This window comes from Halorarius halobius (assembly GCF_024298865.1).
Classification (GTDB): domain Archaea; phylum Halobacteriota; class Halobacteria; order Halobacteriales; family Haloarculaceae; genus Halorarius; species Halorarius halobius.
The window spans coordinates 2213462-2227338 of record NZ_CP101161.1; the positions used below are offsets into that span (position 1 = coordinate 2213462).

Below are 13877 nucleotides of genomic sequence, written 5' to 3' on the forward strand. Positions count from 1 at the left end.
CTGACGGCTCGCGGCTCGCTCCCCTCGCCGCTCGCTCCCGTGGCCTCGCTTCGCTCGGCCACGCACCGCTCGACCACGCACCGCTCGGCCACGCGTTACTCGTACTCGATGGTCGCGGGCGGCTTGTGGGTCACGTCGTACACCACCCGCGCCACGTTGTCGTTCTCCCCCGTGATGCGCGACTGGATGCGCTGGAGCGTCTCCCAGTCTATCTCCTGGGCGCGGGCGGTCATCCCGTCGCGGCTCTCGACCGACCGGACCGAGACCACCCAGCCGTGGACGCGGTTGTCGCCCTTGACGCCCGTGGCCTTCCCGATGACGGCGCCGAACGCCTGCCACGGCTCGTACTCCTCTAACTCCTCCTCGACGACGTGACAGGCGTGACGCGCCACCTCCACCTTCTCCTCGGTCACCTCGCCGATGACTCGCACCGCGAGGCCGGGCCCGGGGAACGGCATCCGCTCGGAGATGATGTCTTCGAGACCGAGTTCCCGCGCGACTTCGCGCACCTCGTCCTTGTAGAGGTCACGCACCGGTTCGACGATGCCCTCGAAGTCGACCACGTCGGGCAGGCCGCCGACGTTGTGGTGGGACTTGATGTTCCCCTCCGACTCGATGCGGTCGGGGTAGATGGTCCCCTGCACGAGGTAGTCGGCGCCCGCCTCCGTGGCCTCGCGCTCGAACTCCCGGATGAACTGCTCGCCGATGACGTGGCGCTTCTCCTCGGGGTCGGTGACGCCCTCGAGCGCGCCGAGGAACCGCTCCTCGGCGTGAACGACGCGCAGGCCGTCCATGAACGCGAACGTCTCCTCGATTTGGTCGGTCTCACCTTTACGCATCAGGCCAGTGTCGACGTACACCGCCGTCAGATGCTCCCCGATGGCCTCGTGGGTCAGCGCCGCGGCGACCGAGGAGTCGACGCCCCCGGAGAGGGCGATGATGGCCTCCTCGTCGCCCACCTGCTCGCGAATTTCGGCTTTCGCCTCCTCGATGAACGACTCCGCGTCGACCATCAGGCGCTCACCTCCTCGGCCCGGTCGGTGGGCTCGTCGTCGAGGATGGCGTCGAGCAACCCGACGAACGGCGGCGACGCCCGCCCGGGTCGCGACCGGAACTCGGGGTGGAACTGCGTCCCGATGAAGTACGGGTGGTCGGGCAGTTCCAGTATCTCCATCCGGTTGGCCGCGGTGCCGGAGAACACCATCCCCGCCTCCTCCAGTCGCTCGATGTACTCGGGGTTGACCTCGTAGCGGTGGCGGTGCCGCTCGGTACAGGAGTCGCCGCCGTACAGCTCGGCCGCGAGCGTCCCCTCCTGAATCGCGGTCTCGTGGGCGCCGAGCCGCATCGTCCCGCCCATGTCCTCTACCTCGTACTGCTCGGGCAGGATGTCGATGACCGGATGGGGCGTCTCCTCGTCGAGTTCCGTCGAGTTCGCTCCGTCGAGCCCGCAGACGTCGCGCGCGTACTCGATGACGGCCATCTGGAAGCCGAGACACAGCCCGAGGAACGGGACGCCGTTCTCGCGGGCGTACCGCACCGCCTCGAGTTTCCCCTCGGTGCCGCGGGCGCCGAACCCGCCGGGGACGATGAGCCCGTCGGCGCCTTCGAGGCGCTCGCGGTGTTCGGGCGTCATCTCCTCGGTGTCGACCCACAGCACGTTCACGTCGACGCCGTGTTCGAGGCCGGCGTGTTTCAGCGCCTCGTGGACCGAGAGGTAGGCGTCCTCGAGGTCGTACTTGCCCGCCAGCGCGATGTCTACCGTACCCGTCGTCTCGCGGGTGACGAGTTCCCGCCAGTCGTTGGCCCGCTCGTCGCGCGGGAGCGCCTCGTCGGCGATGTCGAGTCGCTCCATCACGTACCGGTCGAGCCCCTCGTCTTCGACCATCAGCGGGACGTGGTAGATGTCCTCCACGTCCGGGTTCGAGAACACCGCCTCGGTCGGCACGTCGCAGAACAGCGCGATTTTCTCCTTCGTCTCGGGGTCGAGTTTGTCCTCACAGCGCCCGACGAGAATGTCGGGCTGGAGCCCGATGGAGCGGAGTTCCTTCACGGAGTGCTGGGTCGGTTTCGTCTTCTGCTCGCCGTTCTTCGAGTAGGGGACCAGGGTGACGTGGGTAAAGAGGATGTCGCCGTCGTCCTCCTCGTGGGCGAACTGCCGCAGGGCTTCGAGATACGGCATCCCCTCGATGTCGCCCACGGTGCCGCCGACCTCGACGATACAGACGTCGTGGCCCTCCGCGGCCTCCCGGATGCGGCGCTTGATGTCGTCGGTGATGTGGGGAATAATCTGGACCGTGTTCCCGAGGTAGTCGCCGGCCCGCTCCTTCTCGATGACGTGCTGGTACGTCTTCCCCGTGGTGACGTTGTGGTCGAACGTCATGTCGATGTCGAGGAAGCGCTCGTAGTTCCCCAGGTCGAGGTCCACCTCGCCGCCGTCTTTCAGCACGTACACCTCGCCGTGCTGGTAGGGGTTCATCGTCCCCGCGTCGACGTTCAGATACGGGTCTATCTTGACGGCGGTGACGTCGAATCCGGCGTTGGCGAGCAGTCGCCCGGTGCTCGCCGCGGTGATGCCTTTCCCGAGTCCTGACATCACGCCGCCGGTGACGAAGATGAACTTCCGCCCCAGGGAAGGGTCGTACTCCGTGACGGGCTCCGTCGGCATACCGAGTGTGTGCGAGGGGGCGGTAAAACCGTTGCGGACCGCTCAACGCTCCGCCGCGTGCTACCCCGAGACAGGGTCGGCGTCGTGCGGTTTTCTCGGCGGCATGTGAGCGTGACCCGGCGTCGGTCGTCCGCCCCGCCGAGCCGTGTCGTGATGTGGGTTGCCACCGCCGTCCGGTACGTGAACGCTTAAGCGGCGTGCACGTCTCGACCCCTGTATGAACCGACTCGACCGTCAGCGACCGCCACCGACAGTCGGCCACGCGGGGCCGGGAGGGACGCCGGATGGCTGAGTTCGACCACCTGCTCGTCGCCATCGCCTCGGAGAACGACGCGACGGCGACTGCCGCGTCGCTGAAGGCACATCTCGGCATCCCCGAGCGCGTCACGGTCGTCCACGTCGTCGAGAAGGCCGGCGGCGCGCCCGACAAGGCCGGCGTCGAACAGCGCGAGGAGGCCGCCGAAGAGGGGTTCGCGGCGTTCCGAGACGCGCTCGACGGTGCGACCGTCGAGACGGACATCGTGTACGCGACCGACGTGGCGGACGGCATCCTCGAGGCGGCCCGGGAGGTCGGCGCCGACGCCGTCGTGTTCGCGCCGCGGGGCGGCGGCCTGTTCGCCCGTCTGCTGACGGGCGACGTGACGCGTGACCTCATCGACCGGGCCGACCGGCCGGTCATCGCGCTTCCGGGTCAGCGATGAGCGACGAGGAACTCGCCAAGGACCTCGGCCCGCTGGCCGCGCTGACAATCGGCGTCGGGACGATGATAGGCGCCGGCATCTTCGTGCTCCCGCGGCAGGCGATAACCGACGCCGGCTCGTTCGCCGTCGTCTCGTTCGTGCTCGGGGGCGGCATCGCCATCCTGACGGCGTTCTCCGCGTCGGAACTCGGCACCGCGATGCCGAAGTCCGGCGGTGCCTACTACTACGTCAATCGGGCGATGGGGCCGCTGTTCGGCTCCATCGCCGGCTGGGCCAACTGGATGGGGCTCGCGTTCGCCTCCGCGTTCTACATGGTCGGCTTCGGGAAGTACGCCGCCAACATCTTCGGGTTCTCCGGCGGCGTCGACCTCGGCGTCGCCACGTTCCCGTGGATAAAGGTGGTCGCGCTGGCGGCCGCCGCGCTGTTCGTACTCGTCAACTACGTCGGCGCCAAGGAGACCGGCCGCCTCCAGAACGTCATCGTTATCGTGCTCGTCGTCATCCTCGCGGTGTTCACCGCCTGGGGGACGACCCGCGCGGACCCCGCGAACCTCCCCGCCGCGAAGGGGACCAGCGCCCTCCTGTCGACGACGGGGCTCATCTTCGTCTCCTATCTCGGGTTCGTCCAGATAACCTCCGTCGCCGAGGAGATAAAGGAGCCCGGCAAGAATCTCCCGCGGGCGGTCATCGGGAGCGTCGTCATCGTGACGGTCATCTACGCGCTGGTGCTGGTGGTGATGAGCGCCGCCGTCGAACCCGGGTTCATCGCCGCGCTCCCGTCGACCGAGATAGCGGTTGTCGAGGTCGGGCGGCTGATATTCGGCCCGCTCGGGGCGGCGCTTCTGTTCGGCGGCCTGCTCGCCACCGCCTCCTCCGCGAACGCCTCCATCCTCGCCTCCTCGCGCATCAACTTCGCCATGGGCCGGGACCGAATCGTCACGCCCGAGTTGAACGAGATTCACCCACGGTTCGGCACCCCGTACCGAAGCATCGCCATCACGGGTGGGCTCATCCTGGCGTTCATCGTGATAGCGGACGTGAACACGCTGGCGACGCTGGGGAGCGTCCTGCATCTCGTCATCTACGCGCTTCTCAACGTCGCGCTCGTCGTGATGCGGGAGGCCGACGTGGCCGACTACGACCCGTCGTACACGGTCCCGCTCTATCCGGTGACGCCGGTAGTCGGAGCGGTCGTCTCCATCGCGCTCATCGCGTTCATCGACTTCACGGTCATCCTCATCGGCGCCGGGTTCGTCCTGTTCGCGGCCGTCTGGTACGCCGGCTACGCCCGAAGCCGCGTCACCGAGGGCGGCGTGCTCGGGGAACTGCTGTTGACACGCTCCCGGGAGTTCGTGCTCGACAGACAGGAGGCGATGCCCGACGCCGCCGTCGAGGCGGCCGCCTCCGCGCAACCCGACGGCGGCGACTACCGGGTGATGGTGCCGCTTGCCAACCCCGAACACGAGGGTGACCTCGTTCGGCTGGCGACCGCCATCGCCAAACAGCGCGGCGGCACCGTCGATGCCGTCCACATCGTCTCCGTCCCCGACCAGACCAGCCTCCAGTACGCCGCCGACAACGTCGAGAAGTTCGACGAGGGTGCCGAGGACCTGCTGGCCTCCGCGAAGGCCGACGCGGAGGCGCAGGGCGTCCCCGTCGAGACTCACACCATCTTCTCGCACCAGTCGTTCGAGGAGGTGTTCGACGCCGCCGAGACCCAGGAGGCGGACCTCGTGGTGATGGGCTGGGGGCCCGACAGCCACGGCTCGCCCGGCCGCGTCGAGTCCGCCTACGACGACCTCACAGAGGACCTGCCGTGTGACTTCCTCGTGTTGAAGGACCGCGGCCTCGACCCCGAGCGCGTGCTCGTGCCGACCGCCGGCGGTCCCGACTCGGACCTCTCGGCGACCGTCGCCCGCTACCTCCGGTCGGCGTTCGACTCCGAGGTGACGCTGCTGCACGTCGCCGAGGACGAGGCCGAGGGGAAGACGTTCCTCGCGGACTGGGCCGCGGACCACGACCTCGCGGACGCGGAGTTCCGCGTCGAGACGGGCGACGTCGAAGACGCCATCGAACGCGCCGCCAGGGACGCGACGCTGGTCGTCATCGGCGCCACGGAGCGGGGGCTGTTGAGCCGGCTCGTCCGTGGCTCGCTCGCGCTCGACGTGGTCGACGACATCGACTGTTCGGTCCTGCTCGCGGAGAAGGCGCGGGACCGCTCGCTTCTCGACCGGCTGTTCGGCAATCAGTAGCCGCGCAGGAACGCCGCCACCCGCTCGCCCACCTTCTCCGCCTGCCCGACGAAGTGGTGGTCGGCCGGAACTTCCTCGACCGACCAGTTCAGGTCGCGAGCGCGCTCGACGACCGGCTCCCACTCCGCGGTGGTGTCGCGCTCGCCGTAGACGACCAGCCCCGGACACGTCACGGCGTCGAGTGCCGCCGCCGCGTCGAGCTCCTCGTTCAGCCGAGCGGCGGGGGCCAGCGCCGCGACGGCCGCCGGGGGCGTCCCCGCCTCGGACTCGCGGGCCGCCGTCAGCAGGGCGATACAGCCGCCGAACGAGTAGCCGAACACCGACACCGTCTCGTACTCCTCGCGGGCCCACGCGAGGGCGTTGCGCGCGTCGGCGAGTTCGCCGTACCCCTCGTCCCAGTCGCCGTAGTCGAACCGCAAGGTAGCGGCCGCACCCGCCAGCGCGTCGCTCACGGCACGCAGTCGCGCGTCCGTTCGCCGGCCGCCCATCTGCGGGTGGGGCGGGCAGGCCACGACGCAGGCGTCGGCGTCGGGGTTGTCGAGCGACGCGCGCACGTCGCGGCCGCCCGGCACCAGCACGTCCTCGCTCATGGTCCGGGTTGGCGGAGTGGGTACTTCGGCGTGTCGGCACCGGCCGGGTCGGGAACTAAGTCCGTCGCCGCCCCACGTCCGGTATGGACCTCTACCCGAATCTCGACCCCGACGCGGGCGAGGTGGTCACCGAGGAACTGGTCGTCGACGACGACGTGCTGGTGAAGGCGTTCGCCCTCGGCCCGGGTGCGGAACTCGCATCCCACGAGCACGCCGACTCTACGAACGTGTTCCACGTCCTCAGCGGCGAGGTGGTCGTCGTGCAGGACGGCGACGAGGAGACGGTAGCCGCGCCAGGCGTCGTCCACCACGCCCGCGGCGTCGACCACGGCGCGCGAAACGAGACCGACGCCGTCGCCGTGTTCACGGCGTCGCTCGCCCCGATGCCGGGGAGCGGCTGACTCACTCCTCGTCGTCGTCGCGGTTCGCCAGCCCTGCGAGGTGTGGCGCCTCCGGGACGATTATCTCCGCGCTCCCGAGCCGAGCGGCGTTCTCGCTACCGGGGAGACAGAACACCGGGACGCCGCTGGCGACGCCGGCCTCGGCGCGCGTACCGACGACGCGGCTACCGATTTCCTCGTAGGAGAGTCGCCGGAACAACTCGCCGAACCCCGGGAGCCGCTTGTCGAAGAGCGGTCGGACCGCCTCGACGGTCACGTCGTCGGGCGTGACCCCCGTCCCACCGGTCGTGACGACGACGCCCGTGTCGTCGCGGTCCACCAGCCGGTCGACGATGCTCTGAACGGTGTCGTAGTCGTCCGGGACGAGTTCCCGCTGGACAACGTCGTGGCCCTCCGCCTCGAACGCCGCGCCGATGGCGTCGCCCGCGGGGTCGTCGTCCAGCGACCGCGAGGAGGAGACCGTGACGACGGCCGCGCCGACGGTCTCCACGTCGTGGTGATGGTGGTCGTGGTGCTCGTGGTCGTCGTGGTCGTGATGGTCGCTCATGGGTGCGCGTCGACGCCCGCGGGCAAAAAACTCCGTCAGTCGCCGCGCGGTCGCTCGCCGCCTCCTCGTCCTCGGGTGAGGAGCGTGCCGACGACGAGGAGGGCGACGCCGCCCGCGAGCGGCCCCACGACCCGGGTGGGGTGCCAGGGGGTACAGCCACGGTCGGTGCGGGTGCGGACGCGGTACCGCTGGCCGTCGTAGCTGACCACTCCTTCCGTGAGCGCGCCCCGCCGGGTGAGCACCTGCCCGTCGGCCGCCAGCGCCTCGCGGAACACCTCCCGTTCGGTCTCCGAGAGGCTCCGATAAGCGACGGCCTCGCCGGCCGTGGCGTTCGTCCCGTTCACCGGGGTTACGGTGGTGAACTGGACGCCCTGACACTGCTGTTCGTGGAGGTGAGTCGCGGCGCCGCTCCCGGCCGCGAGGAACCCGACGGCTAGCATGGCAAGCCCCAGGTAGGTCCACCGGGTGACGGCGCTCACGGTCGTGTCTCGGAGTCGGCGACTATGGGCCTTCTGCATCCACGACTCTTCCCCCACCGGTACGGTTTTGGGTCACGCACCCGCAGGCCCCTCACATGGAAGGCGTATTCTACCAGGAGCACGGCGGTCCGGAAGTCCTCCAGTACGGCGAACTCCCCGACCCGGAGGTCGGGCGCGACGACGTGCTCGTCGACGTGAAGGCGGGCGCGCTCAACCACCTCGACGTCTGGACCCGGAAGGGGCTCCCGTCGCCCGGCGAGTTCCCCCACATCCCCGGGAGCGACGCCGCGGGCGTCGTCGCCGAGGTGGGGGACGCCGTCACGCGGTTCGAGGAAGGCGACCACGTCGCCGTCGCCGCGGGGTCGTACTGCGGCGACTGCGAGTTCTGTCGCGCCGGCGAGGAGTCGCTGTGTGAACGCTACACCATCATCGGCGAGCACTCTACCGGCGTCCACTCCGAACTCGCCTGCCTCCCCGAGGAGAATCTGGTCGCCGTCCCCGACGACGTGGACTGGGAGACGGCCGCGGCGGCGCCGCTCGTGTTCCAGACGGCCTGGCGGATGCTCCACTCCCGGGCGGAACTGGAAGCCGGCGAGTCGTGTCTGGTGTTGGGCGCGTCGGGCGGCGTCGGCCACGCCGCCGTCCAGATAGCCGACCACGCGGGCGCCGAGGTGTTCGCAACCGCCAGCACCGAGGAGAAACTGGAGTACGCCACGGAGCTGGGCGCCGACCACGTCATCAACTACGAGGAGACCGACTTCTCGGAGGCCATCGCCGAAGCGACCGACGGCCGCGGCGTCGACGTCGTCCTGGACCACATCGGCGGCCCGACGTGGGAGAACTCCATCGACTCGCTGGCGAAGGGTGGCCGACTCGTCACCTGCGGGGCGACCGCCGGCCCGGAGGTCGAAGTGAACATCTCCGACCTCTTCTGGAACCAGTACGACATCATGGGGTCGACGATGGGGTCGAACTCCGACATCGACGAGGTGCTGGAACTGGTGTGGGACGGCACGTTCGAGCCCCGAATCCGGGAGGTCCTACCGATGAGCGAGGCCGCCGACGCCCACCGTCTGCTGGAAGAACGCGAAGGGTTCGGCAAGGTGGTCGTCGTCCCCGACAGCGAACTGTAACCGTGGCCGACGGCGGCCACGGCCGCGCGGGCGACAGCGAGGACGAGGACGGGTACGTCCACGACCCCGCGGCGTTCGACGCCGACGACGCGGCCGATGCGAAACCCCGCGGCGAGGACCGCGAGTTCGGCCTCCGCGGCTGGATACTCGTCGGCTGGATACTCGTCGCGTTCGTCGTCGTCCCCGCGTACCTGTTCTTCTTCCCGCGGGCCAGCGAGACGCTCGAGCTGTTCGGACTCGGGTTCCGCGACACGTATCTGTTCGTGCCGCTGTTGCCGGCGCTCGTGCTCGGGGCGCTGGCGGTGTGGGCGACGACCCGCCCGTAGTCGCCACCTTCGCCGCCGACGCCGTTGGCGCGGACCGTTCGACGTTCCCGACTGTCAGACCCGCCGACGGGTTCCGATGCGGTTATTTCGTCGTGTGGCGTGGTACCAGCATGCACTACCGCGAGTGTCTGGGCTGTGGCGCCCGCTACCTGATGGGGTCCGCGGGCGGCGACTGCCCGAAATGCGGCGGCGCCTTGCAGAACATCTCGCTGTCGCGGGAGTAGGCCCCCGGGCGAGCGACCGGAGAGCGACCGCTCCGGCCGAAGCCGCGCCGAATAATATACGTATTCGTATATATGTCACGAGTTCACTAATATCACGGTACGGCGCCGGAAATATCGCCCCAAACGGATGGCGTTATTAGGGACGAGTGCTACTTCCCGGATATGTTCGACCGACTCGCAGCGTTCGACCGGAGCCTCACCGAACAGCAGAAGGTGCTGGGCGGCGTCGCCGGCATGGCAATCGGCGTCGCGCTCATCGGCGCGCTCACCTTCGCCGGCATTACCTCCCTGCCGATGCAGGTGGCCATCGCGTTCTTCGCCGTCATGACGATGGTGACGGGGACGCTCCTGCTCGGCACCTCCGAGCAGGGCGGCCAGACGGTCTGAACGCGCTTTTCGCCCCCGGTTTCTTCGCCTCGTTCGGTCGTGAGCCCCCGGCCCGCCCACCGGTTCGAACCGCGCGCCGCTCGCCCGATGGCCGTTACCACTCGATAACGCTCCTGTCGCGCCAGAACTTCCCCGACTCGCTGTCCGGGGTGAACCGGCAGAGCCAGGTCGGGGTCTCGGCGCCCTCCTCGACGGAGCGGTCGGCGTTCTCCCCGCCCATGTCGGTCCGGACCCACCCCGGGCAGACGCTGTTGGCGATGAGGCCCTGGTCGTTGTACTGCGCGTGGAGGTAGGTCGTCAGCGCGTTGAGTCCGGCCTTCGAGACGCGGTAGGCGGGGCTCCCGTCGCCCATCTCGTGGAGCGCCCCCATCCGCGAGGAGACGTTGACGACGCGGCCCCCGTCCTGCTGGACGAGGAGGGGGACGAGATGCTTGCACAGCACCATCGGTCCCCGGAGGTTCGTGGCGAGCGTCCGGTCGAGTTCCGTGGTCGGGGTAGCGACGATGTCCGCGTCGTCGTCCATGACGCCGGCGTTGTTGACGAGGATATCGAGGCGCCCCACCTCCCCGAACACCCCGTCGGCGATGTCCTCGACGTCGCCCTCCTGTGTCACGTCGAGCAGGACGCGCTCACAGCCGTCGGGTACCTCGTTGGTCATCGACCGGGTGCCCGCGTAGACGGTCGCACCCAACTCGTCGAGATTCCGCGCGATTTCCGCACCGAGACCGCGGTTCGCCCCGGTGACGAGCGCCACCTGTCCCGAGAGGTCGTCGTAGAGGTCCATAGCCGGGGCAGGCGGCCTCGGGGAAAGAGTCCGGCGGTCGAGATCGGGAGGCGTCCGCGGACGACGGCGGTGCGAGCGGAGCGAGACTCCGGTGAAAACGTGGTTTAGAAGTCCCGTCGCATCGCGATTTCGAACCACGGACAGAGCCGGAGTTGTCGGTACCACTTCGGGTGTTCGTGGAGGCGCTCGTACGGCACCCACATCACGCCGGCTATCTCCTCGGGGTCGGGGTCGAGCGAGCGGTCGGTGAGCGTACACTTCAGGACCGCACACACCTCCCACTCCAGGCCCTCCTCCAGATAGTAGCGTTTGTACTCGAACTTGTCCGTGACCCGGAGATCCGAGTACTGGTCGGGCGTGACGCCCAGTTCCTCTTCGAGGCGCTGGCGGGTCGCCTCCTTCTGGGTCTGCCCCTGTATCGGGTGGGAGGCGACGGTGCCGTCCCAGTGGGTGTCCCAGAGCCGTTTCCCCGGAGCGCGTTGCCCCAGCAGGATGTTGTCCTCCTCGTCGAACACCAGACAGGTGAACGCCCGGTGGCGGATACCGTCGCCGGTGTGGGCCTCCAGTCGATTGACGATGCCCTGCTCGGTGTCGGACTCGTCGACAGCGATGACCGACTGGGCCGCGTTCTCGTGGTCGGCCCCCTCGCCGACGGCACCCTCGGGGTCCGTATCCGTGCTCATACCCCGGAGAACGACGACGTGCGTTAATTACTCTTCGACTCGCCTCACGCCGGGTCCTGCTGGGTGTCGGTCACGCCAGCAGGTCCTCGCCCGCCTCGACGAGCATCTCCGCCACCTCGACCACCTCGTCGGTGTAGACGAACTCGCCGGCGCCGTGGATGTTCTCGCCGTCCGGACCGACGATGACCGTCGGCAGGTCCGCGCGGTCGCCGAGGTAGTTGAAGTCGCCGACGCTGGCGAAGTAGCCGAGCGCCGGGTCGGTTCCGGTCACGGTCCTCGCGGCCCGCTGGAGTGCCCCCACGAGCGGGTGGTCCTCGTCCGTGACGTACGGGCCGTACGTGATGCCCGGGTCGGGCGCTTCTCGGAACCCCAACTCGACGTCGCTGTCGATATCGAGCGCGTCGACGGCGGCCTCCGCCTGCTCCCGGACGTCGTCCTCGGTCTCGCCGATGACGACGTGGCGGTCGACCATCAGCCGGGCGCGCTCGGGCACCGACAGCGTCTGGCTCCCGCCTTCGAGCAGCAGTGGACAGACGGAGCCGTCGCCGAGTTGCGGGTGCGAGCCCACGTCGAGGTCGTCCAGCGCCGCCGCGACCTTGCCGGCGTCGACGACGGCGTTGGTCCCCTTGTACGGCTGGGAGCCGTGGGCCGCCCTCCCTTTGACGGTGATGTCGTAGAGGAACCGGCCCCGCGCTCCGAGCAGGAGCGCGGGGTTGTCGACGTCCTCCTGTGCGAGTATCGGGCCGGGTTCGGTGACGACGGCCATGTCCACGTCGTCGGTGTAGCCGTCGCGGATGAGTCTGTCCGTCCCCAGGCCGTACGGCCCCTCCTCGTCGACGACGGCGGTGAACAGGACGTCACCGGCGAGGTCACGCTCCGCGAGCGCCTCGAACGCGACCATCGCGGCCGCGACGCCGCCCTTCATGTCGCAGGCTCCCTGCCCGTACAGTTTCCCGTCCTCGATGCGGCCCGAACAGGCGTCCTCCTCCCAGTCCTCGACCAGTTTCACCGTGTCGATGTGACCGTTCAACAGCAGGGTCGGCGCGTCCGGGTCGCTCCCCTCCAGCCGCGCAATCACGTTGTCGCCCTCGTACTCGGTGATGTCGGGCTCCGAGACGTGGTGGTACTCGGGGTCGAGTCCCCGGTCGTCGAGCCACTCGTAGACGAACTCGGCGCAGTCGTGCTCCTCGAAGTACGGGCTCGGAATCCGCACGAGTTCCTGCAGGAGGCCGACGGTCGCCTCCCGGTCGACGGTGGTCTCAGTCATCGTTCACGAGTCCCACGTCGGGGTCGTGGTCGTCCGAGTGGACGCCCGGAAGCGTGTCGAGGATTGCCTCGATGTCCTTCTCGCGCTGCTGTCCGAGATACCAGTAGATACCGAAGATAACGAGGCCGACGACCATCCACGGGACGTACACCGTGAGCGACCCCTGGTACGCCTGCGTCAACAGCGCGCCCGAGCCGACGATGGCGACGACGGCGGTGGCGAACAGCCCGTAGCCGATGTCGAAGCCAGCCCGCTGTTCGAGCCCCGTGTCACTCACGAGGATGTACAGCACCGTCACCGAGACGGTGAAGTACGCGATGAGGTAGCTGAACGTGGCGATGGCGATGGCCTGGCTCAGACCCGTGCTCCAGAACGTGAGGAACGCGGCGACGGCGTACAGCGTGAAAAGCGAGAAGTGGGGCGTCCCGAACCGGTCGCTGACCGAGACGAAGAACGAGGGGAACACCTCGTCCCACGCCCACGAGTACGGCATCTTGATGCCCGCGGCCATCACCGCGTGGACGCTGGAGGCGGTGGCGAGCAGGCCGCCGAACGCGACGATGGAGATGCCGATGTCGCCGAGGAACGCCTCCGCCGCGGTCGCCAGCGGCCGCGCGGAGTCAGCGAGCACCGTGTAGTCGCTGACGACGCCGTAGATGACGGCGGAGGTCCACACGTACAGCGCGATGAGGATGGCCGTCCCGCCGGCCATCGCCAGCGGCAGGTTCCGCGAGGGGTTCTTCACCTCGGCGCCCATCTGCCCGGCGACGGCGATGCCGATGTACGCGTAGAACAGCGGCACCGCCGCGGCGAGGAAGCCGTCGAACCCACCCGTGAAGAACGGCTGGTAGTTCGACGCGTCGACGCTGAACGACCCCGGGATGACGAGCACGAGGATGGAGGCCATCAGCACGCCGAAGATGGCGTTCTGCGAGACGCTGTACCCTTTCGAGCCGACGAGGTTGATGAGGAAAAGCACCGTGAGCAGGGCGAACCCGGCGAGCTTGGCGTCGACGCTCGGGTAGAACACCTGCAGGTACGAGCCGAAGCCGATGGCCAGCACGGCGTCGGCCGCCATGTAGCCGAGCCACTTCGACCACGTCACCACGAACCCGGGGAGGCGGCTCCCGAACGTCCGCGAGATGTACGCGTACGACCCCGCGGCCGCGGGGAAGATGGTCGCCATCCACGAGTAGTTGGTGGCGATGCTCATCGCGAGTACCCCCGACAGCACGACGACGAGGATGACGGACGGCCCGGTCGTCGACGACGCGGTGCCGAGCGTGACGAACAGCCCGGCTCCGAGCGTCCCGGCCACGACGGTGCTTACCGCTCCGAACAGCCCGATGTCACGCGAGAGACTGTTGCTGTCTCTCCCTTGTGCGGACGACATGGATGAACATGCCACTATCTACCACAAAGGGCCGGTACCTAACAT

Annotated in this window: 16 protein-coding genes; 7 read left to right on the forward strand and 9 right to left on the reverse strand. The window is 68.8% G+C overall.

Going from position 1 to position 13877, the window contains the following annotated elements; all coding sequences use genetic code 11:
* Positions 1-95 precede the first annotated feature (95 nt).
* Both guaA and pyrG read right to left on the reverse strand, forming a co-directional pair.
* Positions 96-1013, reverse strand: coding sequence for a glutamine-hydrolyzing GMP synthase (gene guaA / locus NL112_RS11715; RefSeq protein WP_255149021.1), 918 nt, complete (start codon positions 1011-1013; stop codon positions 96-98).
* Positions 1013-2665 carry a glutamine hydrolyzing CTP synthase gene (gene pyrG / locus NL112_RS11720; RefSeq protein ID WP_255149022.1) on the reverse strand — a complete coding sequence of 551 codons (1653 nt, stop codon included), beginning with the start codon at positions 2663-2665 and terminating at the stop codon, positions 1013-1015. The genes guaA and pyrG overlap by 1 nt, the downstream gene beginning before the upstream one ends.
* Positions 2666-2949: 284 nt before the next feature.
* On the opposite strand from pyrG, the gene NL112_RS11725 reads away from it, so the two are divergent.
* Together NL112_RS11725 and NL112_RS11730 are read left to right on the forward strand one after the other, a co-directional pair.
* On the forward strand, positions 2950-3366 hold the full coding sequence (locus NL112_RS11725; protein WP_255149023.1) for a universal stress protein: 417 nt from the start codon (positions 2950-2952) through the stop codon (positions 3364-3366).
* The gene (locus tag NL112_RS11730) at positions 3363-5618 is read left to right on the forward strand and encodes an amino acid permease (RefSeq protein ID WP_255149024.1); all 2256 of its coding nucleotides are present in this window, start codon (positions 3363-3365) and stop codon (positions 5616-5618) included. Before NL112_RS11725 ends, NL112_RS11730 begins: the two co-directional genes overlap by 4 nt.
* On the opposite strand, the gene NL112_RS11735 is transcribed toward NL112_RS11730, so the two are convergent.
* Entirely contained in the window at positions 5612-6208 is a 597-nt protein-coding gene (locus NL112_RS11735; RefSeq protein ID WP_255149025.1) for a thioesterase domain-containing protein, read from the reverse strand. The genes NL112_RS11730 and NL112_RS11735 overlap by 7 nt on opposite strands.
* An 83-nt stretch (positions 6209-6291) precedes the next feature.
* Here NL112_RS11735 and NL112_RS11740 point away from each other — a divergent pair, with 83 nt between their 5' ends.
* The gene (locus NL112_RS11740) at positions 6292-6609 is read left to right on the forward strand and encodes a cupin domain-containing protein (protein ID WP_255149026.1); all 318 of its coding nucleotides are present in this window, start codon (positions 6292-6294) and stop codon (positions 6607-6609) included.
* A 1-nt stretch (position 6610) separates the two neighbouring features.
* Here NL112_RS11740 and NL112_RS11745 read toward each other — a convergent pair whose 3' ends face one another.
* Together NL112_RS11745 and NL112_RS11750 are read right to left on the reverse strand one after the other, a co-directional pair.
* Positions 6611-7156: a MogA/MoaB family molybdenum cofactor biosynthesis protein gene (locus tag NL112_RS11745; protein WP_255149027.1), complete on the reverse strand. Its 546-nt coding sequence runs from the start codon at positions 7154-7156 to the stop codon at positions 6611-6613.
* Between the two features lie 35 nt (positions 7157-7191).
* The gene (locus NL112_RS11750) at positions 7192-7635 is read right to left on the reverse strand and encodes a DUF7979 domain-containing protein (RefSeq protein ID WP_255149028.1); all 444 of its coding nucleotides are present in this window, start codon (positions 7633-7635) and stop codon (positions 7192-7194) included.
* A 95-nt stretch (positions 7636-7730) separates the two neighbouring features.
* Here NL112_RS11750 and NL112_RS11755 point away from each other — a divergent pair, with 95 nt between their 5' ends.
* From NL112_RS11755 to NL112_RS11770, 4 genes are all read left to right on the forward strand, one after another.
* Positions 7731-8768: a zinc-binding dehydrogenase gene (locus tag NL112_RS11755; RefSeq protein ID WP_255149029.1), complete on the forward strand. Its 1038-nt coding sequence runs from the start codon at positions 7731-7733 to the stop codon at positions 8766-8768.
* Between the two features lie 2 nt (positions 8769-8770).
* Positions 8771-9094, forward strand: coding sequence for a DUF7977 family protein (locus NL112_RS11760; RefSeq protein ID WP_255149030.1), 324 nt, complete (start codon positions 8771-8773; stop codon positions 9092-9094).
* 110 nt (positions 9095-9204) lie between these two features.
* Entirely contained in the window at positions 9205-9318 is a 114-nt protein-coding gene (locus NL112_RS11765) for a rubrerythrin-like domain-containing protein (protein WP_255149031.1), read from the forward strand.
* 162 nt (positions 9319-9480) lie between these two features.
* Complete coding sequence (locus NL112_RS11770) at positions 9481-9705, forward strand: hypothetical protein (protein WP_255149032.1); 225 nt, start codon at positions 9481-9483, stop codon at positions 9703-9705.
* Between the two features lie 94 nt (positions 9706-9799).
* On the opposite strand, the gene NL112_RS11775 is transcribed toward NL112_RS11770, so the two are convergent.
* The 4 genes from NL112_RS11775 to NL112_RS11790 all read right to left on the reverse strand — a co-directional run bounded on the left by NL112_RS11775 (position 9800) and on the right by NL112_RS11790 (position 13832).
* Entirely contained in the window at positions 9800-10489 is a 690-nt protein-coding gene (locus tag NL112_RS11775; RefSeq protein WP_255149033.1) for an SDR family NAD(P)-dependent oxidoreductase, read from the reverse strand.
* A gap of 104 nt (positions 10490-10593) precedes the next feature.
* On the reverse strand, positions 10594-11172 hold the full coding sequence (locus tag NL112_RS11780) for an NUDIX hydrolase (protein ID WP_255149034.1): 579 nt from the start codon (positions 11170-11172) through the stop codon (positions 10594-10596).
* 70 nt (positions 11173-11242) lie between these two features.
* Positions 11243-12439 carry a M20 family metallopeptidase gene (locus tag NL112_RS11785; RefSeq protein ID WP_255149035.1) on the reverse strand — a complete coding sequence of 399 codons (1197 nt, stop codon included), beginning with the start codon at positions 12437-12439 and terminating at the stop codon, positions 11243-11245.
* A complete protein-coding gene (locus NL112_RS11790; RefSeq protein WP_255149036.1) occupies positions 12432-13832 on the reverse strand; it encodes an APC family permease in 1401 nt (466 codons plus the stop codon). The genes NL112_RS11785 and NL112_RS11790 overlap by 8 nt, the downstream gene beginning before the upstream one ends.
* Between the last annotated feature and the right edge of the window lie 45 nt (positions 13833-13877).